12 protein-coding genes, 21 tRNA genes and 3 rRNA genes are annotated in these 22667 nt (G+C 43.0%); 2 read left to right on the plus strand and 34 right to left on the minus strand.

Going from position 1 to position 22667, the window contains the following annotated elements; all coding sequences use genetic code 11:
- Positions 1-77: 77 nt before the first annotated feature.
- The 3 genes from menH to BMMGA3_RS13240 are packed head-to-tail and all read right to left on the minus strand — an operon-like array spanning position 78 to position 4053.
- Positions 78-899, minus strand: coding sequence for a 2-succinyl-6-hydroxy-2,4-cyclohexadiene-1-carboxylate synthase (gene menH, locus BMMGA3_RS13230; RefSeq protein ID WP_003347228.1), 822 nt, complete (start codon positions 897-899; stop codon positions 78-80).
- A complete protein-coding gene (gene menD / locus BMMGA3_RS13235; RefSeq protein ID WP_003347227.1) occupies positions 899-2650 on the minus strand; it encodes a 2-succinyl-5-enolpyruvyl-6-hydroxy-3-cyclohexene-1-carboxylic-acid synthase in 1752 nt (583 codons plus the stop codon). The genes menH and menD overlap by 1 nt, the downstream gene beginning before the upstream one ends.
- Positions 2650-4053, minus strand: a complete 1404-nt coding sequence (locus BMMGA3_RS13240; protein WP_034669178.1) for an isochorismate synthase — start codon at positions 4051-4053, stop codon at positions 2650-2652. The genes menD and BMMGA3_RS13240 overlap by 1 nt, the downstream gene beginning before the upstream one ends.
- 417 nt (positions 4054-4470) lie before the next feature.
- Here BMMGA3_RS13240 and BMMGA3_RS13245 point away from each other — a divergent pair, with 417 nt between their 5' ends.
- Positions 4471-5403 (plus strand): 1,4-dihydroxy-2-naphthoate polyprenyltransferase, encoded by a 933-nt coding sequence (locus tag BMMGA3_RS13245; RefSeq protein WP_003347225.1) that lies wholly within the window; start codon positions 4471-4473, stop codon positions 5401-5403.
- Positions 5404-5474: 71 nt separating this feature from the next.
- Here the strand turns inward: BMMGA3_RS13245 and BMMGA3_RS13250 are convergent, their stop codons facing one another.
- The 5 genes from BMMGA3_RS13250 to glgB are packed head-to-tail and all read right to left on the minus strand — an operon-like array spanning position 5475 to position 13415.
- Positions 5475-7886 (minus strand): glycogen/starch/alpha-glucan phosphorylase, encoded by a 2412-nt coding sequence (locus BMMGA3_RS13250; RefSeq protein ID WP_003347224.1) that lies wholly within the window; start codon positions 7884-7886, stop codon positions 5475-5477.
- Positions 7876-9327, minus strand: coding sequence for a glycogen synthase GlgA (glgA, locus tag BMMGA3_RS13255; protein WP_003347223.1), 1452 nt, complete (start codon positions 9325-9327; stop codon positions 7876-7878). Before glgA ends, BMMGA3_RS13250 begins: the two co-directional genes overlap by 11 nt.
- Positions 9324-10352, minus strand: coding sequence for a GlgC family sugar phosphate nucleotidyltransferase (locus tag BMMGA3_RS13260; protein WP_003347221.1), 1029 nt, complete (start codon positions 10350-10352; stop codon positions 9324-9326). The genes glgA and BMMGA3_RS13260 overlap by 4 nt, the downstream gene beginning before the upstream one ends.
- 29 nt (positions 10353-10381) lie before the next feature.
- Positions 10382-11527: a glucose-1-phosphate adenylyltransferase gene (locus BMMGA3_RS13265; protein WP_003347219.1), complete on the minus strand. Its 1146-nt coding sequence runs from the start codon at positions 11525-11527 to the stop codon at positions 10382-10384.
- The gene (gene glgB / locus BMMGA3_RS13270) at positions 11469-13415 is read right to left on the minus strand and encodes a 1,4-alpha-glucan branching protein GlgB (RefSeq protein WP_003347217.1); all 1947 of its coding nucleotides are present in this window, start codon (positions 13413-13415) and stop codon (positions 11469-11471) included. The genes BMMGA3_RS13265 and glgB overlap by 59 nt, the downstream gene beginning before the upstream one ends.
- Before the next feature lie 228 nt (positions 13416-13643).
- Here glgB and BMMGA3_RS13275 point away from each other — a divergent pair, with 228 nt between their 5' ends.
- A complete protein-coding gene (locus tag BMMGA3_RS13275) occupies positions 13644-13838 on the plus strand; it encodes a hypothetical protein (protein WP_003347215.1) in 195 nt (64 codons plus the stop codon).
- A gap of 62 nt (positions 13839-13900) precedes the next feature.
- Here the strand turns inward: BMMGA3_RS13275 and BMMGA3_RS13280 are convergent.
- The 26 genes from BMMGA3_RS13280 to BMMGA3_RS13410 form a co-directional block, all read right to left on the minus strand.
- Positions 13901-13972 (minus strand) — tRNA-Glu (locus BMMGA3_RS13280).
- Between the two features lie 13 nt (positions 13973-13985).
- A tRNA-Ser gene (locus tag BMMGA3_RS13285) sits at positions 13986-14078 on the minus strand.
- 3 nt (positions 14079-14081) lie between these two features.
- Positions 14082-14156: transfer RNA gene (locus tag BMMGA3_RS13290), tRNA-Asn, on the minus strand.
- Between the two features lies 1 nt (position 14157).
- Positions 14158-14234: transfer RNA gene (locus tag BMMGA3_RS13295), tRNA-Ile, on the minus strand.
- A gap of 4 nt (positions 14235-14238) precedes the next feature.
- Positions 14239-14312 (minus strand) — tRNA-Gly (locus BMMGA3_RS13300).
- Between the two features lie 16 nt (positions 14313-14328).
- Positions 14329-14404: transfer RNA gene (locus tag BMMGA3_RS13305), tRNA-His, on the minus strand.
- Positions 14405-14440: 36 nt separating this feature from the next.
- Positions 14441-14516, minus strand: a tRNA-Phe gene (locus tag BMMGA3_RS13310).
- 22 nt (positions 14517-14538) lie between these two features.
- Positions 14539-14614 (minus strand) — tRNA-Asp (locus BMMGA3_RS13315).
- 4 nt (positions 14615-14618) lie between these two features.
- A tRNA-Met gene (locus BMMGA3_RS13320) sits at positions 14619-14692 on the minus strand.
- Between the two features lie 21 nt (positions 14693-14713).
- Positions 14714-14806: transfer RNA gene (locus BMMGA3_RS13325), tRNA-Ser, on the minus strand.
- A 9-nt stretch (positions 14807-14815) separates the two neighbouring features.
- Positions 14816-14892, minus strand: a tRNA-Ile gene (locus BMMGA3_RS13330).
- 6 nt (positions 14893-14898) lie between these two features.
- Positions 14899-14975 (minus strand) — tRNA-Met (locus tag BMMGA3_RS13335).
- A gap of 19 nt (positions 14976-14994) precedes the next feature.
- Positions 14995-15070, minus strand: a tRNA-Ala gene (locus BMMGA3_RS13340).
- Between the two features lie 11 nt (positions 15071-15081).
- Positions 15082-15158 (minus strand) — tRNA-Pro (locus BMMGA3_RS13345).
- Between the two features lie 7 nt (positions 15159-15165).
- Positions 15166-15242 (minus strand) — tRNA-Arg (locus tag BMMGA3_RS13350).
- 17 nt (positions 15243-15259) lie between these two features.
- Positions 15260-15348 (minus strand) — tRNA-Leu (locus tag BMMGA3_RS13355).
- 4 nt (positions 15349-15352) lie between these two features.
- Positions 15353-15427 (minus strand) — tRNA-Gly (locus BMMGA3_RS13360).
- A gap of 16 nt (positions 15428-15443) precedes the next feature.
- Positions 15444-15525, minus strand: a tRNA-Leu gene (locus BMMGA3_RS13365).
- 10 nt (positions 15526-15535) lie between these two features.
- Positions 15536-15611, minus strand: a tRNA-Lys gene (locus BMMGA3_RS13370).
- Between the two features lie 78 nt (positions 15612-15689).
- Positions 15690-15765: transfer RNA gene (locus tag BMMGA3_RS13375), tRNA-Thr, on the minus strand.
- A 26-nt stretch (positions 15766-15791) separates the two neighbouring features.
- Positions 15792-15867, minus strand: a tRNA-Val gene (locus BMMGA3_RS13380).
- A 10-nt stretch (positions 15868-15877) separates the two neighbouring features.
- Positions 15878-15993: ribosomal RNA gene (rrf, locus tag BMMGA3_RS13385) — 5S ribosomal RNA — on the minus strand.
- Between the two features lie 142 nt (positions 15994-16135).
- Positions 16136-19070: ribosomal RNA gene (locus tag BMMGA3_RS13390) — 23S ribosomal RNA — on the minus strand.
- A 270-nt stretch (positions 19071-19340) separates the two neighbouring features.
- Positions 19341-20891: ribosomal RNA gene (locus tag BMMGA3_RS13400) — 16S ribosomal RNA — on the minus strand.
- Together the 16S, 23S and 5S rRNA genes with 21 tRNA genes alongside form the textbook arrangement of a ribosomal RNA operon.
- Before the next feature lie 57 nt (positions 20892-20948).
- A complete protein-coding gene (locus BMMGA3_RS13405; protein ID WP_038502280.1) occupies positions 20949-21146 on the minus strand; it encodes a hypothetical protein in 198 nt (65 codons plus the stop codon).
- Between the two features lie 546 nt (positions 21147-21692).
- Complete coding sequence (locus BMMGA3_RS13410; RefSeq protein WP_003349774.1) at positions 21693-22598, minus strand: DMT family transporter; 906 nt, start codon at positions 22596-22598, stop codon at positions 21693-21695.
- Positions 22599-22667: the final 69 nt, after the last annotated feature.

Below are 22667 nucleotides of genomic sequence, written 5' to 3' on the forward strand. Positions count from 1 at the left end.
TACTTGTATATTGAACATACTATCTGCATTTCCAATGATGGCTTGATGAACCAATCGACAGTGCTTGTCGAACTTGCTCATTTTTGCTCATTTGATTGAGACAAAAACCCACTTACTATTGTACCAAACTTTTCAGGTTTTTCCACATGTATTGCATGTCCGCAGCCTTCTACATTGATCCACCGACAATTTTTGATTTTAATTTTCATCATTTTGGCGATTTCGCAAAACTTTTGATCTAAAGAACCTGTAATCAACAACACTTCATGTGGTAATTTTTCAAGCTCATCCCACCACGAAGGCTGGGCGCCGGTTCCCATGCCAATTAAACTGTTAGCAAGCCCTATTTTAGAATTTTTCAATCTTTGCATTCTTATGCCGGCTCGAATAGATTTTGGAAGTGTCTGCTGTGATTGAAATAGGGGGATATTCTCCCAGTAAGAAATAAACGGTTCTATTCCTTTTTCAAGAATAAAAGCAGCCAAATTCTCATCTCGGATTCTTCGCTCTTGTCTTTCTTCTTCAAGCGCTAGACCTGGGGAAGAACTTTCCAATATTAATTTTCGAACTCGATGAGGATATCGTACCGCAAATGTTAAAGCAAGTCTTCCTCCCATCGAATACCCTAAAATATCTGCCTTTTCAATCCCTAACTGGTCCATTAAAGAATCAAGATCAGCTGCTACAGACAAAATATGGTAACGATTCGCTTCTTCAGGGCTTTTCGTTTTTCCGTGGCCAATGATGTCAATCATAATAAGCCGGGAATGGCTGCTCCAGCTTTTACAAAACGGATTCCATGTAGAGGAATCACCTGTGAATCCATGAAGCAAAATTAGTGGAAATCCATCTCCACATATATCGACATGGTAATGAACACCATTTAAGACATATTTCATTATGAAACACCATTTATTTTATTGCTTATTTCCCGGGAAACATAATTCCACAATTCTCGATGCTCTATTAAGTTTCTGTCTCTATCTGTCGAAATTTCCATAACGGACAAGCCGGAATCATCCATATTTCGCAAGAAAGAGGAATTAAATTGTTCCCAGGATGTAATTTTGTCAAATTTTCCGTTATACATCCGAACTGCATACTCAAAGTTTAAATCAATTGGCGTTCCAAATAATAATTCGAAGTATTTAGGCTGGCTCGCTTGAGGGAGAAAGGAAAAAATTCCCCCGCCGTTATTATTTACGAGCAATATCTTAATGTTAATATCATATAACTTCGCAGCAAGCAATCCATTTAAATCATGAAAAAATGTAAGATCGCCAACTATTAAGTACATTGGCTGAGAAACTGCGGCAGCTCCGATAGCAGTTGAAATAATTCCGTCGATTCCATTTGCTCCTCTGTTCGCCATGATTCGAATGGATTTATCGTTAACATGGAAAAATGTATCCAAATCCCTTATTGGCATACTGTTTCCAACAAACAGAGTTGCGCCGTCAGGAATTAAATCCGCGAGCTGATAAAAGAGCTTGCCCTCACTTAATTCTTCGATATCATTAATTTTTGAAAGCTTGGTCTTTGTCAACTTGTTTATTTCAAGCCATTTGTCTAAAAATTGATTGTGATTCTTTTCTGAAACATATTTTGCAATCGATTTGCAGAATTCAGTTTCATTGCAATAAATCATATTGGATGTTGTTGCTGCTGGGTCTCTCCAGCCAGCACCGCCATCAATTACAAATTGCGGAATATTCATGTTTTCTTTAATAAAAATAGATAACGCCTTAGAAACAGGCATAGCTCCAAATCGAATGATGATGTCAGGTTTTAACGCTTTTTTGCAGTCAGAATTTCGCAAAAATGTGTCATAGGCGTCAACAATATAATCTTTAGAATGTTTACCACTTCTTAACTGTGACAGCGGGTCAGCTAAAATCGGAAACTTCAATGCGCTTGCAAGTTTCGTTATGTTTTCTGCAAAAAACTCTTCATCTAATGGACCGCATACAATGATGCCTTTGTCATATTGAGAGAGTATTCCTGCCAGTTCCTCATATTTCTCTTCTGATAGTGTCAGCTCACCCGTTTCTACGGAAACGTAGCCATCTGACCGTACGGGAAGATCAAATAAATCTTCTTTTCCTACATTTGGAACAAGCGGCTCCCGAAATGGAAAATTTAAGTGCACGGGGCCAGATGGGGAACGTAATGCGATTGCGGCAGCACGCGCACAAACTGAACGGGCATACCGAAGCATTTCATCCGTTTTTTCCGGCGGAGCCATTTCCACAAACCATTTCACATGCTTTCCGAATAAGTGAATTTGGTCAATGGCTTGCGGCGCTCCTACATCACGCAGTTCATGAGGCCTGTCGGCAGTCAAAACGATGAGAGGCACTCTTGAATAATGTGCTTCGATAATAGCAGGGTAATAATTTGCTGCAGCCGTTCCGGATGTACATAATATGGCAACCGGTTTACGCAAAGATTTTGCAATTCCAAGTGCAAAAAATGCAGCCGACCTCTCATCGATATGAATATGGATGCGAAGATCCGGGTGCTCCGCCATCACCATTGCCATTGGGGTAGACCTTGAACCGGGACTGATCACAACATCTTTAACTCCTGTTTTTACTAATTCAGCAACAAAAGCAGCAACATATGCAGTTAAATTTTCTTGATGATCCACTATATTCTTCCCCCAAGAGCCGAAAGCATCGGCCGAAACTTAATGGCTGTTTCTCTGTATTCGCTTTCTGCATCAGAATCTGCAACTACTCCGCAGCCGGCAAAGAGGGATGCTTCCTTTCCCTGGATAAGTCCTGAGCGGATTGAGACAGCAAATTCGCCGTTTCCTTTATAATCAATCCAGCCAAGTGGAGCCGCATAAAAACCCCGATCAAGCTTTTCTGCTTCCCTTATTTTAGCCATTGCTTCGACTTTAGGAAAACCGCCCAAAGCAGGTGTTGGATGCAACTTTTCGACAAACCGCAATAAAGATTGATTATTTTTATTTTTACCTACAACTGGTGTGTAAAGGTGCTGAATATCCCTTATTTTTAACAATTTTGGTTTGTCAGGCAAAAATACTTCATCACAAATTTCCTTCATAGCTTCCCGAATCATTTCTACTACATACTGATGCTCAATTAAATTTTTTTGATCGTTTAAAAGCGTATCTCCAAGCAATTCATCTTCTTCGACTGTTTTTCCCCTTCCAATCGAACCGGCAACGCATGCCGAATACACATCTTTTCCGTTCTTCTTTAATAGTCTCTCCGGAGAAGCACTTATAAAACAATCGCCATTCGACTCAAAAGCATAGACAAAGCTTTCCTTTTGTTCAGTTAACAACCTGGACAAAACGGTTTCTACTTTAACTTCTTGATTGAATGTAATCCGCAGATCGCGGGCAAGCACAACTTTTTTTAATTTCCCGCCTTTCAGATCCTCAACCACTTTCGCAACGGTCTCTTTCCATTCATTAGGATTACTTTCTTTTTCATGTTGTATTTCCGGTAGACCATAGTCGTAATCTATATAAATAGATTCGATAATCTCATCTCTTTCCTTTATAATTTTTTCTATTATTGACGGGTGATCATGTTGTGTACATAAAATATTTGTAGTAAAAAATGCTTGGCCATTTATGATGCTCAGCATATAAACTGGAATATAAAAAAGTGAATCAGAAAATTTGGCCCAAAGGTCCGTTTTTTCCTTTAAAGGATCGAACGAAAAACCCCCAAACATGATTGGGCCAATGCCGCTTTGACTGTACTCATTGTGTATGTCAGAATCATCAATAAAGCGCTTCCACTCCGTTTCAACATGAAAAAAACGGTCAGAAGCCTGATCCGATTGAATTTGTTTACATATACCTAAGCCAACTAAGATCATTTGGCCAGCAGGATCTTTCCAAAAGAAACGTTCGCCAAAGAATTTATCTCTTCCTGCAGCAAATAAAGAAAGGGGTTTGATATGGCTGATTTTTTGGACTTCGCTTACCAGAATAGGACGTCCTAATTCTCTGGTTTTTAAAATTGCCTTCTCTATCCTTTCTTTTAGTTCCGTATCCTGAATTGTAACCAAAAAAATCCCCCCAATAACAGCCTTGACATGACTGTTATCCATTCGTTCTAAACTTCTTCTAAGATACACCTCAAGACAATCACATGTCAATAAATGTAGTAGTTTAAACCTAGTTTTTTCCTTATTATATAAATTATATAAAATGATCTTTATTATTTTCCAAAAAGGGACTAAAAACGCCCTTCATCCTGCCAAACTTTCGTGTTAATGAGCCGTACTCCAGAAATGCTTGGCTGCATGTTCTATATCCGAATGGAAACTACAACCAAATTAGCGCAAAAAAGTCATTGACACCTATTATTTGTTACCCTACACTTAAAATTGTAATAATTTATTCATATTTTTTGACACTGTCGTCTTTTTCCGCTAAAATTAAAAAGTTTATATCAATTACTTTACTAAGGGAGAGACAGAACTATGCAATCACAAATGCAGTCAAGTTCTTCGCCTGCAGTTGAGAAACAAAACTGGAGAATTTGGTGGCAATTAACCCGCCCGCATACATTGACCGCTGGGTTTGTTCCGGTTTTGCTTGGAACAGCGCTTGCGATTCAATTAACCGATATCCACCTTGGCTTGTTTTTTGCAATGCTCTTGGCAAGCCTTCTGATCCAGGCAGCAACAAATATGTTTAATGAGTATTATGATTTTAAGAGAGGCCTGGATAACGAGCAATCCGTTGGAATCGGGGGAGCCATTGTGCGCCATGGAATCCATCCCAGCACCGTAATGGCCATAGCTTTAGGACTTTATGGAATTTCATTGCTTTTAGGTGTCTATATATGCATGAACAGCAGCTGGTGGCTTGCTGCGATCGGTCTTGTTTGTATGGCTGCTGGCTATTTATATACAGGTGGCCCTTTCCCAATCGCCTATACACCATTTGGAGAAATTACAGCAGGATTTTTTATGGGGCTATTGATTATTTTAATATCCTTTTATATACAAACCGGAACAATTACCAGTACAAGTGTTCTTATAGCCATTCCAATTACCATTCTCGTCGGGGCAATACTGCTTGCTAATAATATACGAGATTTAGATGGGGATAAAGAATTCGGCCGCAAAACTCTGGCCATTTTACTTGGACGGAAAAAAGCCATTTACCTGCTCGCCTGTATGTTTATTTTTGCCTACGGATGGGTCTTTGGGCTAATTATTACCGAAAAAGCTTCAATATGGACAATGATTGTCATTTTAAGTGCCCCTAAAGCGATCAAAGCGACAAAAGGGTTTCTTGGAAAAACAGCTCCTGTCCAGATGATGCCAGCCATGAAAGCGACAGCACAGACAAATACAATCTTTGGACTTTTATTATCCATTGGCTTATTTTTAGGCTACTTTCTATAATATTTTTTTAAAAAACGAGGCTGACTCAAAATCAAAGAGTCAGCCCTGTTATTACAACCCTTCACAGTGTTTTACGAATTTATCATTGGGTTTGTGGCCTTGATTTTCCAAATATCATTTGCATATTCCGCAATCGTTCGATCACTTGAAAAATGACCTGATTTTGCGATGTTCATTAAACTCATCTTCAGCCATCTGTCTTGATCTTCAAAGGCCTCGCCTGCTTTCTGTTGAATATCGACATACGAAGCAAAATCCCGAAGTACAAAATACTGGTCATTTTGCATGATCAATGAATCGTATATTGCTTCGAATTCGCCTTCGGCATCCGGGAAAAATCCGTTCACTAAAGAATCAAGCACCTGATGGATTCGATAATCGTGGTGATAGTAATCTCTAGCATTATAACCCCCATGCTGGTAATAATGAAGAACTTCATCAGCCGTTAATCCAAAGATAAAAATGTTTTCCTCTCCGACTTTTTCCATAATCTCGATGTTTGCACCATCTAAAGTTCCAACTGTAATCGCTCCATTCATCATAAACTTCATGTTGCCCGTTCCTGAAGCTTCTTTGCTTGCTGTTGAAATTTGTTCGCTAATATCAGCAGCAGGAAAGATTTCTTCTGCAAGCGATACCCGATAATTCTCAAGGAAAATGACCTTTAACTGATCATTTAGATCAGGATCGTTGTTAATTATATCGGCAACTGAATTAATTAGCTTTATGATCTTTTTGGCATAATAATACCCCGGTGACGCTTTTGCACCAAAAATGAACGTCCTCGGGTATATACTGAAACTTGAATCTTCTTTTATCCGGTTGTATAAATGCATAATATGAAGAATGTTCAAAAGCTGGCGCTTATAAGCATGCAGTCTTTTTACATGGACATCAAAAATTGAACTTGGATCGACAGTAACTCCTGTCTTCTCTTTTATTATTGCTGCCAAACTGTTTTTGTTCTCTTTTTTAATCGATGAAAGCTTTTTCAAAAACGCCGGATCATCGCGGAACTCTATGAGTCTCTCCAATTGGGCCGGTGAATCTATCCACGATGTTCCGATCGTTTCCGAAATTAGTTTTGCTAGCCCAGGATTTGACTTTAACAACCACCTTCTGTGGGAGATTCCATTTGTTTTGTTATTAAATTTATCAGGAAAGACCTCATAAAAAAGATTCATTTCACGTTTTTTAAGAATATCAGTATGAAGTCTGGCAACACCATTTACACTATAACAGCCGGCAAGTGCCAAATGGGCCATTCTCACTTCACCGTGAGCAACAATAGCCATCTTTTCAATTCTTTCCCAATCACCAGGATAGCGGTCCCAAAGTTCCTTGCAAAAACGTTCGTTTATCTCATCAACAATCATAAAAATACGCGGGAGCAATGGCTGAAAGATACGAATCGGCCACTTCTCAAGTGCTTCTGATAAAGTTGTATGGTTTGTATATGAAATTGTGTTTTTCGTTATGTTCCACGCTTCGTCCCAGCCCATTTTTTCCTCATCAAGCAAGATTCTCATCAATTCAGGAATGGCAAGAGCAGGGTGGGTATCGTTTATATGAATGCTGACATGTTTATGGAAATCTAGCAAACTACTATGCGTTGAAAGATAGGAACGAATAATTGATTGAATGCTGGCAGAAACAAGAAAGTATTGCTGTTTTAATCGAAGAATTTTTCCTTCATCATGGGTATCATCAGGATACAAAAACTCAGAAATAGACTCTGTTTCCCTTTTATATTTTAAAACATCTTTATTTACCGGGTACGGTGAAGGCTGTGCACTCCACAATCTCAAAGTATTAACAGTCTTTGTCTTATAGCCGACAATCGGCAGATCATACGGAACAGCCGTAACTGTTTCCGTATTGATATGGCGGAATTGTAAACATCCATCTTCTGAAACAGCCTCAACTTTGCCCCAAAACGGAACCTGAACCGCTAAATCGGCTCTTCGCACTTCCCAAACATTCCCATGCCTGAGCCAATGCTCGGGGAGTTCCACCTGATATCCATCAACTATCTTTTGCTCAAATAGGCCATGTTTATATCGAATTCCAAAACCATGTCCGGGAAGATTTAATGTCGCCAGCGAATCGAGAAAGCAAGCTGCTAGTCGGCCTAGCCCGCCGTTTCCAAGACCCGCATCAGCCTCGGCCTCTTCCACTTCAGCCAAATCGATTCCAAGATCGTATAAACCTTCATAAACAATATTCTCAATTCCCAGGTTCATTAAATTATTCCGGAGCAATCGCCCTAATAAAAACTCTATTGATAAGTAATATACTTGCTTCTCACCGGAAGCGCGGTATTGTTCATTTGTCTTAATCCAATCTGAGCTGATATATTCACGAATCATATTGCCAAGTGTCTGAAAGTGTTCCCGTCTTGTGCTGTCCTGAAAGCTTTTGCCAAACATCATCTCAAGCCTCTGTAAAAATGCTTTTTTAAATTCTTCCTTACTAGTAAACATGGCTTTCACTCCTTGAGATCAGTTCAGCATAAAGGCTGTTATACTTGAAAGCGGATTGCGCCCAACTGTAATCCAACCCCATAGCTCGTTTGACAAGCTTTTTCCAAACGTTGTCATCCTTATAAAACTGCAGCGCCCTCCTAATCGTATACAACATATCGTGCGCGTTAAAATTGGAAAAAGAAAATCCATTCCCTTCACCATTATCTTCCCGATAGGATACGACTGTATCATTTAATCCTCCGGTTTCTCGTACAATTGGAATCGATCCATATTTCATGGCGATCAGCTGTCCAAGACCGCATGGTTCAAATTTCGATGGCATTAAAAACAAATCGGAGCCTGCATATATTTGATGAGCAAGTTCTTCATTGAAACCGATATACACTTTGAATTTTTCTGGATAATGATAAGCCATTTCTCGGAAAAAGTTTTCGAACTCATCCTCGCCCGTTCCAAGGACAATCATCTGAAGATTTTCCGCCATCAGTTCATGAAAAACGCATTTTACAAGATCCAACCCTTTTTGCTTCGTCAGTCTTGTTATCATCGCGATAATAGGTGTATCCGCTTCCTGTCTTAAGCCAAATAATTCTTGAATACGTTTCTTATTTTCCGTTTTACCGCTTATATCATTTTTATGATATGGGGCAAAAATGAATGGATCTTTTTCAGGATTATAAAACCGCTCATCAATTCCATTCAAAATTCCTTGCAAATCTTTTCTGCGCTTTCTTAAGAGGCCGTCTAACTTTTCACCAAAGTACGGAGTCTGAATTTCCTGCATATATGTCGGACTTACCGTAGTAATTTTGTCAGAAGCAACAAGTGCACCTTTCATGAAATTTACATTTCCATAAAACTCGAGTTGTTCACTGTTAAAGAATTTTTCGCTTAAATTAAGCAAATCTCCAAGAATTTCTTTCGGAAAAATGCCCTGGAACTGTAAATTGTGAATCGTAAACACCGTCTTTATTGGAACGTATCTTTTTCGATGACGATAATCGACCCGAAGCAGAAACGGAACCATTCCCGTATGCCAATCGTGGCAATGCAATATATCAGGTTCAAAATCTATATGAACTAAACTTTCGAGCACTGCCCTATTAAAATACGCAAATCGTTCGCCATCATCAAAAAAGCCATATAAACGGTCCCGGTTAAAATAATATTCGTTATCGACAAAATAAAATGTAACACCATCTAAAGTAAGTTGTTCAATCCCACAGTACTGGTTTCTCCAGCCAACCTGCACTCTGAATTCAGCTATTTTCTTCAAATTATTTTTCCAATCTTCCGAAATCGTGCCGTACTTCGGCAAAATGACACGGACATCCGTTCCAAGCTTTTTCAATTCCTTCGGCAAGGATCCCGCAACATCGGCAAGCCCTCCCGATTTTACAAAAGGAACACATTCGGAAACAATAAACAGGACTTTCACGAGTTCATCAACACCCCTTGTACAGTACCTTTGCTAATAATATATGGTGATGAAGCATTACCCTCCAAAACGGTGCCCTCTTCCACCTTAACATCCTTGTCTAAAATAACGGAGTCTAACACACAATTATCGCCAATCTCACATTTTTGCATAATAATACTATTTTTTATGATTGTATTTTTTCCAATTTTTACACCTCTGAAAATAATGCTATTTTCTACTTTGCCCTCTATTAAGCATCCGTTTGCGATCATCGAGTTCTTTACGTCCGCTCCCTTTAAATACCTTGTCGGGGGTTCATCTTTCACTTTTGTATAAATGGGACGCTCTTTGAGAAAAAGCTGTTTCCAAATCGCAGGTTCGAGAATGCTCATATTGGCTGAATAATACTTTTCTATTGAATCAATCATGACGGCAAAACCTTTATACTCATAGCTGCATATATTATAAGAATGATGGATATCCGTTACGACATCTCTCATGCATGTATATCTCGTTTTCTCATAAGATTCAATCAAATCGATAAGCAGTGATGTCTTAACTAAATACATTTCAAGCGACTTTCCTTCATGGTAAATCTCCGTAATATCACATCCGCTGTTGATATGCCAATCTAAAACAGGGCGAAAATCCATGTTAAATACTGTATAACAGTTTGCAATCAGTGCATACTCTTGCCTGCTGCGGTAAAAATAATCAATGTTTTCCGCAAAGTGATAAAAAGACCCGATTCCGTTTCTTGGCCCATCCAAAGCCGGGGAAGGGAAAAAGAACAACCCGTCTCGCTTTCGATTTAAATCCCAGTTTTTACCCGATCCCAAATGGTCCATTAACGACCTGTACTGAAATTTAGGAAAAATCGCGACACTTTCAATTTCAGAATTCACCATGTTCGACAATACAAAGTCGATAAGGCGGTAACGCCCGGCAATTGGTATCGCTGCAAGCGACCGTTTGACAATTAATTCTTCTAATTGTTCATAATAAGTTGTAGCATCAATTACACCGAGTAGTCTTTTTTTCAAATGGAAGTCCCTCCCGATTATGATTTTACTTACGAATAAATTCCATTTAAGAGCTCATCTGTCACAAGAACAATTTCATCGCTTCTATCATTCGGGCGAATAACCATTCCATCCGGCACTCGAACATTTGAAGGAACGATCGCTTTTTCAACATAGGCATTTTTACCAATAACAGCATCTGGCATGACGACAGATTCCCGAACGACGGCTCCCTTTTCAACTGTTACCCCCTGGAATACAACTGATTTTTCCACTTCTCCTTCAATGGTGCAGCCTTCGTTTATTAATGATTCAGTTACGTCTGCTTCGGGAGAAATATATTGCGGCGGTTGATTCGGGTTGATCGAATAGATGCACCATGAATAATCAAACAAATTAAGTTCACATTCTTCATCAAGCAAATCCATGTTGGCTTCCCACAGGCTCTTAACTGTCCCGACATCCTTCCAATAGCCCTTGAACGGATAAGCATACAGCTTCTTTTTTTCTTCAAGCAACAAAGGAATCACATCTTTGCCGAAATCATGTGTTGACTCAGGATTACGGCTATCCATTTCCAAAAATTCCTTTAAAATATTCCAATTAAAAATATAAATTCCCATTGAGGCTAAATTATTTTTTGGCATTTGCGGTTTTTCTTCAAACTCTATGATTCTCATATCTTCACTAGTATTCATAATGCCAAATCTGCTGGCTTCGGCCCAGGGAACCTCTATAACTGAAATAGATACGTCTGCCCCTTTTTCAATATGATATTCAAGCATTAATTCGTAATTCATTTTATAAATGTGATCGCCTGAAAGAATCAGAACGTATTCAGGTTCATATTGATCTAAATAATTCAAATTTTGGTAAATAGCGCTTGCAGTTCCTGTGTACCACTTCACCTCCGATGATTCACTGTAAGGGGGCAATATAGTAACCCCTCCGTTTCTCCTGTCGAGGTCCCATGCACTTCCAATCCCAATATAGGAATTTAAAACAAGAGGCTGATATTGAGTAAGTACACCCACGGTATCAATTCCGGAGTTTGTGCAATTACTGAGTGTAAAATCAATGATCCTATATTTGCCCCCAAACGGAACAGCAGGTTTGGCAAGGTTTTTTGTCAGTGCACTAAGCCTGCTCCCTTTCCCTCCTGCTAATAGCATAGCTACGCACTTCTTTTTTGCCATTTCGATTCCTCTCCTTTCGTTGTTTAACTGGACGCAATATTGAAATTCCAAATGGCGGGATCGTCATTTCCAATGAATATGGCTTACCATGAAATTCTTCCTTCACAGCTTTCAAAACCTTTTTGTTTACGCAGCCTGAACCGCCAAAGATATCCATGTCACTATTAAGAATTTCCCTGTATTTTCCTTCCTTAGGTACACCTATTTTGTAATTGTGGTAGGTTTGATGCGTAAAATTACACACAATTACGAGGAACTCTTCTAAATTTTTTCCTCGACGGATAAACGAAAAAATAGATTGCTGATAATTGTTTACGTCGATCCATTCAAACCCTTCGCTCATGTGGTCAAGTTGATATAATGGCTTAGAGCGTTTATAAATATGAATAAGCTCTTTTACATACGAATTCATCTTCTTATGCATGTCATAATCAAGCAAATTCCAATCTAGCTGTTCTTTGTCTTTCCATTCCGAAAACTGGCCGAGTTCTGATCCCATAAACAAAAGCTTTTTTCCAGGGTGGCAAACCATGTACCCTAGCAACAAACGCAATTGGGCAAATTTCTGCCAGTAATTCCCCGGCATTTTATCCAGCAAAGATTTTTTTCCATGGACAACTTCATCATGGGAAAACGGCAAAATAAAGTTTTCGGAAAAAGCATAAAGAAGCGAAAAGGTTACTTTATTGTGTTTAGAAGACCTATATTCAGAAGGAGTCTCCATGTATTCCAAAATGTCATTCATCCAGCCCATATTCCATTTGTAGTTAAATCCAAGGCCGCCGTAATGAACGGGAGCAGTCACCTGCGGCCAATCTGTTGAATCCTCTGCAATCATAAGGATGGTTGGATCGTATTGAAAGATCACTTTATTTAATTTTTTTAGAAAGCCGATGCCATAAGGATTGGCATGATTTCCTTCTGAATTCGGCCAATAAATGATATTGGCCACAGCATCAACCCGAAAACCGTCTATATGAAAATAATCAATCCAAAACAAAGCATTCGAAATAAGAAAACTTTGAACTTCCGTTTTCCCAAGATCAAAATTTGCAGTACCCCAGACCGGATTTTCACGGTCATGACTATTTTGATATTCATACAGATGGGTCCCATCAAACCGATAAAGTCCATGGCCGTCTTTGCAAAAATGGCCGGGCACCCAATCAAGAATGACGCCAATGTCATTCTGGTGGCACTGATCTACAAAATACATGAAATCATGAGGAGTTCCATATCTGCTTGTTACTGAAAAATACCCAGTTCCTTGGTAACCCCATGAGTCGTCAAGCGGGTGTTCGACAAGTGGGAGCAATTCTATATGTGTATATCCATGCTCCCGCACATAAGGGATCAGATCAGCAGCCAATTCTCGATATGTATAAAAACTTCCATCTTTTTTCTTTTTCCACGATCCTGCGTGTACCTCGTAAATCATAACTGGCTCTGAATAGACCGGTTTTTTCGTTTTCTTTAGCTTCCATTCATGATCGTTCCATGTAAATCCTTCAAGGGAATAAACAATCGATGCGGTGTTTGGCCTAAGTTCCGAATAAAAAGCAAACGGATCAGATTTTAAAAACCTTTCTCCATTTTTAGTAAATATTTCATACTTATACATACAACCTTCCAAGTTTTCCTCCACTAAGAGCATCCAAATACCTTCCTTATTTACTCTATGAAAGGTATACCCTTCTCCATTCCAATTATTAAATTCGCCGACTAATCTGATAGTTTCAGCGTTTGGAGCCCAGACACAAAACCTTGTCCAAATTTTTTCGTTCACTCTAACAAGATGTGCCCCAAACAACCGATAACTTTCATACAACGTGCCTTCGTGAAATAAATGGATTTGATAATCTGTAGGTAAAAACGTATTTATTTTCATCTGTTTCTCCATCCTATTCATATTTCACTTACTTTCCTGATTATATTCGAGTTATGAAAAAAAATTCCTTGTAAAATATTATTAAATTTTTTGACAATAACTTCAGTGTTTTGTAAAGATTCGGCACATCATTTCCAATATCGCTATGTTTCGGCATATTTTTTTACACATCGAGACAAAATAAGCTAATAAAACAAAACGTTTACTGAAAAGAGAATAATAATTTATATGACAAACGAGGAAGAAAAAAAATTAATGCAGGAACATCCAGAAGAAATAAAACCTTTTTTCGAAGCTCCAGACGGCAAAATTCTGGCAATCGGGGATCAATTTCGCGGCCCTTATACAGGAATATTTTCAGACTTTGATTTAGAAAACCCGAGCAGACCTTTGCGGAAAAAAGATGATCGGCTGATTGATTAATAACAAAAATAAGCTATAAAATGAAAAAAGCTGTTAACACAACGTCAACAGCTTTTTTCATATGACCCGTACGGGATTCGAACCCGTGTTACCGCCGTGAAAGGGCGGTGTCTTAACCACTTGACCAACGGGCCTTATTCAATTATATGGTGGAGAAGGCGGGATTCGAACCCGCGCGCCGCATATTTGCGACCTAACGGTTTAGCAAACCGTCCTCTTCAGCCACTTGAGTACTTCTCCAGATGGCTCCGCAGGTAGGATTCGAACCTACGACCGTTCGGTTAACAGCCGAATGCTCTACCACTGAGCTACTGCGGAATGGTGGGCCTAAATGGACTTGAACCATCGACCTCACGCTTATCAGGCGTGCGCTCTAACCAGCTGAGCTATAGGCCCATTTTGGAGCGGGTGATGGGAATCGAACCCACGACAACAGCTTGGAAGGCTGTGGTTTTACCACTAAACTACACCCGCATATTTCGTTTATTGATGGGGCGACTAGTGGGAATCGAACCCACGAATGTCGGAGCCACAATCCGATGCGTTAACCACTTCGCCATAGCCGCCATCATGAAAAAGTAAAAGCAGTTAACGGCTCAAAATGGTGGCTCGGGACGGAATCGAACCGCCGACACAAGGATTTTCAGTCCTTTGCTCTACCGACTGAGCTACCGAGCCATACTTATTATTACTTATTATATGGCGGTCCCGACGGGAATCGAACCCGCGATCTCCTGCGTGACAGGCAGGCATGTTAACCGCTACACTACGGGACCCAGATTGCGGGGGCAGGATTTGAACCTGCGACCTTCGGGTTATGAGCCCGACGAGCTACCGGACTGCTCCACCCCGCGATAGTAATATTTAAAGTAATATGGCGGAGGAAGAGGGATTCGAACCCCCGCGGGCTTTGACACCCCTGTCGGTTTTCAAGACCGATCCCTTCAGCCAGACTTGGGTATTCCTCCATTTTAAGATGGTGGACCTTGTAGGACTCGAACCTACGACCGGACGGTTATGAGCCGTCTGCTCTAACCAGCTGAGCTAAAGGTCCTCTATTTGGTAGCGGCGGAGGGGATCGAACCCCCGACCTCACGGGTATGAACCGTACGCTCTAGCCAGCTGAGCTACGCCGCCAAAAATATATCTTATATGATGGTGGAGCCTAGCGGGATCGAACCGCTGACCTCCTGCGTGCAAAGCAGGCGCTCTCCCAGCTGAGCTAAGGCCCCTCATGTTTAAATGGTCGGGAAGACAGGATTCGAACCTGCGACCCCATGGTCCCAAACCATGTGCTCTACCAAGCTGAGCTACTTCCCGAATATAATGGCGCGCCCGACAGGAGTCGAACCCATAACCTTCTGATCCGTAGTCAGACGCTCTATCCAATTGAGCTACGGGCGCATTTTTAAGATACTTAATGGTGCCGAGGACCGGAATCGAACCGGTACGGTAGTCACCTACCGCAGGATTTTAAGTCCTGTGCGTCTGCCAGTTCCGCCACCCCGGCATAATGGAGCGGAAGACGGGACTCGAACCCGCGACCCCCACCTTGGCAAGGTGGTGTTCTACCACTGAACTACTTCCGCATACCATAATCTTAAGTGCGGGTGAAGGGAGTCGAACCCCCACGCCTTGCGGCGCCAGATCCTAAGTCTGGTGCGTCTGCCAATTCCGCCACACCCGCTAAATTTTAATGGTGAGCCATGGAGGATTCGAACCTCCGACCCTCTGATTAAAAGTCAGATGCTCTACCGACTGAGCTAATGGCTCTTGTTTCAATTTATATCTAAGAATAAGGCTCACCATTGGTTCAATTATGCCCCGTCTCAGATAGTTTAAATGTGAATCTGGTGCCGGCGAGAGGAATCGAACCCCCAACCTACTGATTACAAGTCAGTTGCTCTGCCAATTGAGCTACACCGGCATTAAATAACTTGTCCATAAATTGTATGGTGGAGGATGACGGGATCGAACCGCCGACCCCCTGCTTGTAAGGCAGGTGCTCTCCCAGCTGAGCTAATCCTCCGTTTTAAAAAGCCTGGCAGCGTCCTACTCTCGCAGGGGCAATGCCCCAACTACCATCGGCGCTGAGAAGCTTAACTTCCGTGTTCGGTATGGGAACGGGTGTGACCTTCTCGCCATCGCCACCAGGCTAAGCAAGCAAAGACATAATTTATTATAATGCCTTTTTTGATTTTTTCAAGAGGAAATTTCATTCTCTCAAAACTAGATAATGTTATGAAGAAGCATGAAGAACGAAGAGTATCATTTGCGGACTTCTTCCGCTTTTTAATTTGGTTAAGTCCTCGATCGATTAGTATCTGTCAGCTCCACGTGTCGCCACGCTTCCACCTCAGACCTATCAACCTGATCATCTTTCAGGGATCTTACTAGCTTGACGCTATGGGAAATCTCATCTTGAGGGGGGCTTCATGCTTAGATGCTTTCAGCACTTATCCCGTCCGCACATAGCTACCCAGCTATGCCTTTGGCAAGACAACTGGTACACCAGCGGTGCGTCCATCCCGGTCCTCTCGTACTAAGGACAGCTCCTCTCAAATTTCCTGCGCCCGCGACGGATAGGGACCGAACTGTCTCACGACGTTCTGAACCCAGCTCGCGTACCGCTTTAATGGGCGAACAGCCCAACCCTTGGGACCGACTACAGCCCCAGGATGCGATGAGCCGACATCGAGGTGCCAAACCTCCCCGTCGATGTGGACTCTTGGGGGAGATAAGCCTGTTATCCCCGGGGTAGCTTTTATCCGTTGAGCGATGGCCCTTCCATGCGGAACCACCGGATCACTAAGCCCGACTTTCGTCCCTGCTCGACTTGTAGGTCTCGCAGTCAAGCTCCCTTATGCCTTTACACTCTGCGAATGATTTCCAACCATTCTGAGGGAACCTTTGGGCGCCTCCGTTACTTTTTAGGAGGCGACCGCCCCAGTCAAACTGCCCACCTGACACTGTCTCCCGCCCCGATCAGGGGCGCGGGTTAGAATTTCAATACAGCCAGGGTAGTATCCCACCGACGCCTCCACCGAAGCTGGCGCTCCGGCTTCTCAGGCTCCTACCTATCCTGTACAAGCTGTACCAAAATTCAATATCAGGCTGCAGTAAAGCTCCACGGGGTCTTTCCGTCCTGTCGCGGGTAACCTGCATCTTCACAGGTACTATAATTTCACCGAGTCTCTCGTTGAGACAGTGCCCAGATCGTTACGCCTTTCGTGCGGGTCGGAACTTACCCGACAAGGAATTTCGCTACCTTAGGACCGTTATAGTTACGGCCGCCGTTTACTGGGGCTTCGATTCAGAGCTTCGCTTTTAGCTAACCCCTCCTCTTAACCTTCCAGCACCGGGCAGGCGTCAGCCCCTATACTTCGCCTTGCGGCTTCGCAGAGACCTGTGTTTTTGCTAAACAGTCGCCTGGGCCTATTCACTGCGGCTTTTCCGGGCTATGCACCCAGAAAAGCACCCCTTCTCCCGAAGTTACGGGGTCATTTTGCCGAGTTCCTTAACGAGAGTTCTCTCGCTCACCTTAGGATTCTCTCCTCGCCTACCTGTGTCGGTTTGCGGTACGGGCACCTTTTTCCTCGCTAGAGGCTTTTCTTGGCAGTGTGGAATCAGGAACTTCGGTACTACATTTCCCTCGCCGTCACAGCTCCGCCTTCTGCTAACGGGATTTGCCTCGTTAGCGGCCTAACTGCTTGGACGCGCTAATCCAGCAGCGCGCTTGCCCTATCCTCCTGCGTCCCCCCATCGCTCAAACGGAAAAGAGGTGGTACAGGAATATCAACCTGTTGTCCATCGCCTACGCCTTTCGGCCTCGGCTTAGGTCCCGACTAACCCTGAGCGGACGAGCCTTCCTCAGGAAACCTTAGGCATTCGGTGGATGGGATTCTCACCCATCTTTCGCTACTCATACCGGCATTCTCACTTCTAAGCGCTCCACCAGTCCTTCCGGTCTAGCTTCAACGCCCTTAGAACGCTCTCCTACCGCGGACACCAAACGGTGTCCACCCACAGCTTCGGTGATACGTTTAGCCCCGGTACATTTTCGGCGCAGAGTCACTCGACCAGTGAGCTATTACGCACTCTTTAAATGGTGGCTGCTTCTAAGCCAACATCCTGGTTGTCTAAGCAACTCCACATCCTTTTCCACTTAACGTATACTTTGGGACCTTAGCTGGTGGTCTGGGCTGTTTCCCTTTTGACTACGGATCTTATCACTCGTAGTCTGACTCCCAAGGATAAGTCTTTGGCATTCGGAGTTTGTCTGAATTCGGTAACCCGATGAGGGCCCCTAGTCCAAACAGTGCTCTACCTCCAAGACTCTCACACTTGAGGCTAGCCCTAAAGCTATTTCGGAGAGAACCAGCTATCTCCAAGTTCGATTGGAATTTCTCCGCTACCCACACCTCATCCCCGCACTTTTCAACGTGCGTGGGTTCGGGCCTCCATCCAGTGTTACCTGGACTTCACCCTGGACATGGGTAGATCACCTGGTTTCGGGTCTACGACCACATACTCATTCGCCCTATTCAGACTTGCTTTCGCTGCGGCTCCGTCTCTTCGACTTAACCTTGCATGTGATCGTAACTCGCCGGTTCATTCTACAAAAGGCACGCCATCACCCATGAATGGGCTCTGACTACTTGTAGGCACACGGTTTCAGGTTCTCTTTCACTCCCCTCCCGGGGTGCTTTTCACCTTTCCCTCACGGTACTGGTTCACTATCGGTCACTAGGGAGTATTTAGCCTTGGGAGATGGTCCTCCCTGCTTCCGACGGGATTTCACGTGTCCCGCCGTACTCAGGATCCACTCAGGAGGGAACGAAGTTTCGACTACAGGGTTATTACCTTCTCTGACGGGCCTTTCCAGACCTCTTCGTCTACTCCGTTCCTTTGTAACTCCATGTTGAGTGTCCTACAACCCCAGGAGGCAAGCCTCCTGGTTTGGGCTGTTCCCGTTTCGCTCGCCGCTACTCAGGGAATCGCGTTTGCTTTCTCTTCCTCCGGGTACTTAGATGTTTCAGTTCCCCGGGTCTGCCCTCCTAACCCTATGGATTCAGGCTAGGATCCTATCCCATTACGGATAGGGGGTTTCCCCATTCGGAAATCTCCGGATCAACGCTTACTTACAGCTCCCCGAAGCATATCGGTGTTAGTCCCGTCCTTCATCGGCTCCTAGTGCCAAGGCATCCACCGTGCGCCCTTTCTAACTTAACCTTCAAGGTTTGAAACCTAAAATGGCGATACTCGGTTCTTCTTTTGCCTTCTTCACATTATCTAGTTTTCAAAGAACGAAGTTCTGAGGAATTGCTCCCTCAAAACTAAACAAACAAAAGCGTTCAACTGTTCTGTTGTAATGTCTAGCTACGGCTCCTAGCCTCTCGAGTCGCTTCGCTTCTTCTGTCAAAGTCTTTTGGACTTTTCCGCCAGAAGCTCCAGCGCTTGTCGAGGCTAACCAGTCGCCTTCGCTTTTCGTATAATCCTTAGAAAGGAGGTGATCCAGCCGCACCTTCCGATACGGCTACCTTGTTACGACTTCACCCCAATCATCTGTCCCACCTTAGGCGGCTGGCTCCTTGCGGTTACCTCACCGACTTCGGGTGTTACAGACTCTCGTGGTGTGACGGGCGGTGTGTACAAGGCCCGGGAACGTATTCACCGCGGCATGCTGATCCGCGATTACTAGCGATTCCGGCTTCATGCAGGCGAGTTGCAGCCTGCAATCCGAACTGAGAATGGTTTTTTGGGATTGGCTCAGCCTCGCGGCATCGCAGCCCTTTGTACCATCCATTGTAGCACGTGTGTAGCCCAGGTCATAAGGGGCATGATGATTTGACGTCATCCCCACCTTCCTCCGGTTTGTCACCGGCAGTCACCTTAGAGTGCCCAACTGAATGCTGGCAACTAAGGTCAAGGGTTGCGCTCGTTGCGGGACTTAACCCAACATCTCACGACACGAGCTGACGACAACCATGCACCACCTGTCACTCTGTCCCCCGAAGGGGAACGTCCTGTCTCCAGGATTGTCAGAGGATGTCAAGACCTGGTAAGGTTCTTCGCGTTGCTTCGAATTAAACCACATGCTCCACCGCTTGTGCGGGCCCCCGTCAATTCCTTTGAGTTTCAGCCTTGCGGCCGTACTCCCCAGGCGGAGTGCTTAATGCGTTAGCTGCAGCACTAAAGGGCGGAAACCCTCTAACACTTAGCACTCATCGTTTACGGCGTGGACTACCAGGGTATCTAATCCTGTTCGCTCCCCACGCTTTCGCGCCTCAGCGTCAGTTACAGACCAGAGAGCCGCCTTCGCCACTGGTGTTCCTCCACATCTCTACGCATTTCACCGCTACACGTGGAATTCCGCTCTCCTCTTCTGCACTCAAGTTCCCCAGTTTCCAATGACCCTCCACGGTTGAGCCGTGGGCTTTCACATCAGACTTAAGGAACCGCCTGCGCGCGCTTTACGCCCAATAATTCCGGACAACGCTTGCCACCTACGTATTACCGCGGCTGCTGGCACGTAGTTAGCCGTGGCTTTCTGGTCAGGTACCGTCAAGGCACCGCCCTATTCGAACGGTACTTGTTCTTCCCTGACAACAGAGCTTTACGACCCGAAGGCCTTCTTCGCTCACGCGGCGTTGCTCCGTCAGACTTTCGTCCATTGCGGAAGATTCCCTACTGCTGCCTCCCGTAGGAGTCTGGGCCGTGTCTCAGTCCCAGTGTGGCCGATCACCCTCTCAGGTCGGCTACGCATCGTCGCCTTGGTGAGCCGTTACCTCACCAACTAGCTAATGCGCCGCGGGCCCATCTGTAAGTGATAGCCGAAGCCATCTTTCAGCTCTTTCCCATGCGGGAAAGAGGATTATCCGGTATTAGCTCCGGTTTCCCGAAGTTATCCCAGTCTTACAGGCAGGTTGCCCACGTGTTACTCACCCGTCCGCCGCTGACTTCAGGGAGCAAGCTCCCATCGGTCCGCTCGACTTGCATGTATTAGGCACGCCGCCAGCGTTCGTCCTGAGCCAGGATCAAACTCTCCAATAAAAGAGTAAGATATGCTCATAAATAATAAAATTAACGCTATCCAGTTTCGGCTCCCAGCTAAATAGCTACTTGAATTAGCTTCATCGCAATTTTGCGCAAAGCATGACCTTTAGGTGATGCTTTAAGCAGCGAGGTCATTTCGCTTCTTCTGTCAAAGTCTTTAAGGACTTTGACAGAAGAAGCTCCAATGCCCTTCGAAGCTAACCGGTCGCCTCCACTTTTAAACGTTGACGCTTTTGTTTGTTCAGTTTTCAAAGAACAATTCTTTGCCGCCGCTCAAAAGCGACTTTTTTAATTTAACATAAAATTTTAATTCGTGTCAACATATTTTTTGTATTTCTTTTTCCTCATGTCGAGGACAAGAAATAATATAACACGTGTGCAAAATGTTTGCAATATAATTTTTCAAAAATAGCAATAAAATTATTTTTTCCCTTTTCATTCCACTTCAATTCTAATCTTCTCTGTTAATCATTTGCCAAGAGAATACTTTTTTTACGAGGAATAAAAAACAGGAATTATTATAGATATCCACAAATTATCAACAATGAAGTGTATAACTTGTTGCTGAAACATGAAATACAAATCTTCTTATCCACAAGTGTGCATAAATTTATTCACGTTATCCACAAATATTGAGCACTAAAAGAACATTATGATTAATAAAATTCAAATAAATGCATTACCTATTGAAAAATGAGAATATGCAATAATCAATCGCTCTATATTTATGTATTAAAAAAAGTAATCCCCTGCCGAAGGGGGATTACTTTATAAAGATAATCTTTTTGCTCCTTCAATTCATATGGAATTTTCCTGCATCCGTTTTACCTTCACTTTTCTTTCATCTATTAAGAATAAAGAAATACCAATAACGACAACTAGTCCGCCGATAATTTGGGTAGCTATCACGTGCTCGCCCAGTAATAAATATGCTAAAATTGTCGCTCCAACCGGTTCAAAAAGAATAGCCATCGAGATAGTTGATGTGCTGAGCCACTTTAAGGACCAATTAAATAACGTATGCCCTAATAGCGTCGGAATGAGTGCCAGCAAAATAAAATAAATCCAGTCTTTTCTCTCTGCAGGTATAATAGACTCATTGACAGCCAGGATATAAATAAAAAGCGCAAGGGTACTGATGTTATAAACAACAAAAGTATAAGTGATTAGAGACAGCCTTTTCCGCACTGTTTGGCCAAACAGTAAATAGGCGGTTGCCAGAGCACAAGCTGCAAGAGCCAAAAAATCTCCTAATAAAGCGGCTCCGCTGATTTGAAAATCACCCCAGCTAATAATTACACTCCCAACAACTGCGATAATTCCGCTTAAAATAGCTTTAACCGATATTTTTTCCTTAAAGAAAAAATATGTCCCAACAAAGGCAAATATAGGCTGCAAAGTCACAAGAACTGTCGAGCTTGCAACCGACGTGAAATTTAGAGACTCAAACCAAAGGATAAAATGAAAAGCTAAAAATAAACCGGCTACAATCGAATAAAGCCAGTCTCTCCTCGTAATATGACGGATCTCGCCGATATATTTCAAAAGAAACAGTGGCATCATAAAAAGAACTGAAAACAATAACCTATAAAAAGCAATCACACTCGAGGGCGAAGCTGCTACCTTTACAAGAATGGCAGATGTTGAAACAGCTATGACCCCAATTGCGAGGGCAAGGTATGGATTTACTTTCTGATCCTGCATAATTAAACTCCTTTGCCTTATGGTTTAATAAGGTTTAAACCAATTTATAACTTAAAAAGGGTTCATTCC

The sequence above is a fragment of the Bacillus methanolicus MGA3 genome (genome assembly GCF_000724485.1).
GTDB lineage: Bacteria > Bacillota > Bacilli > Bacillales > Cytobacillaceae > Bacillus_Z > Bacillus_Z methanolicus_A.